This window comes from Kitasatospora sp. NPDC054768 (genome assembly GCF_053612025.1).
The window spans coordinates 1-1,206 of the sequence record NZ_JBSHBN010000355.1 but is presented as its reverse complement, the minus strand read 5'-3'; the positions used below and the strand labels follow the sequence as shown (position 1 = coordinate 1,206).

The window sequence follows — 1,206 nt, the reverse complement described above, 5'->3', positions numbered from 1 at the left end:
CGTCCTGGATCGACCCGTTCAGCGCGATCCGCGCCGCCGCCTGGACGTTGGGGCCACCGGAGCTCAGGATCTGGACCAGCTTGACCCGGTCGTCGCTGTCCTTCGCGGTGAACTGGGTCTCCGTCAGGAACTTCTGCAGGTCGTCACCGGTGTTGCTGCGCAGCGCGGCATCACCCGCCGCCTGGAGATTCCGCCCGGCGCCCATCGCGGGGTCGGTGATCCGGGTGATCCACAGCCGCCGGTCCGCGTCGAGGGCCGCCTGCCAACCGCCCTCCAGGAAGGCGCGCCGATCCGCGGCCGTCCCGTCGATGGCCTTGTCCGCGGCCTCGCGGACCTTCGGCCCGCCCACGCTGGAGATCTGCGTGGCAGCGAGCAGGTCGTCCGCACTCTGCGCCCCGGCGAGCTCGTTCTCGACGAACCGCTTCACGTCCTGGTCGGAGCCCGCGAGCGCGGCCTCCGCGAGTGCGTGGAGCCGGGGGCCGCCGTTGAGCCACGCCTGCACCGCACGCTCGCGGTCGCTCGGCTGGACCTGTCCGACGGCCGGCCCGGTGGCGGCGGCGCTCGGACCCGCGGCCCCCACCAGCCCCGCCGTGAGCGCGAGCGGCAACAGTCCCAGGGAGAGCCTGCCCAACAGCGGCGGCCTTCCCCTCCCTCGCCGTCGTGAGCGGGATATCGATTGGCGCACGGGAAACCTCCACTGTCGACGTCGGCCGTATCCCGGCCGCGGCGGAGCCACGATAAATGACGTCTCATCAGAGCGTCCACGAATTCTGGGAGTTGCCGGGCAAAGCGAGCGCAATGAAACACCCGACGGCGAGCATAGCCAAGCAAATACAACCGCATCGCCAACAAGCACCCAATGACCTTGAAAGCATGACATCTTGCCTGGCCAGTCGCCGAAAGCGGTTGTCCGGGCACCGGCCCGTCTGGTTCGATGGGCCGGATTCCGCCTGCGGCTCCGACATCTGTGACGCAGTCAATTCATGTCATTCGCACCGACAATGACGTTGTGCCACGCCCGGCTGGTTCTCCCACCATTCAGGCCGGTCACCCGATTCCGAAGATCTGCCCATCAGGGCAACGCGAGATGAACGAAAAGGATTAGGCATGTCAAAGCGCATGTCCCGCTGGCTCGTTGGCGGCGCCGTCGCCGCGGCCGCCACGCTCGGCGTCACGGCGATCGCCTCCGCCGACGGCACCCCGGCG

Annotated in this window: 1 protein-coding gene; it reads right to left on the bottom strand. The window is 68.9% G+C overall.

The window, feature by feature from the left end; translation table 11 throughout:
• A partial coding sequence (locus tag ACWGKU_RS41105; protein ID WP_452181104.1) for an ALF repeat-containing protein occupies nucleotides 1–631 on the bottom strand: 631 nt, incomplete at its 3' end.
• Between the last annotated feature and the right edge of the window lie 575 nt (nucleotides 632–1,206).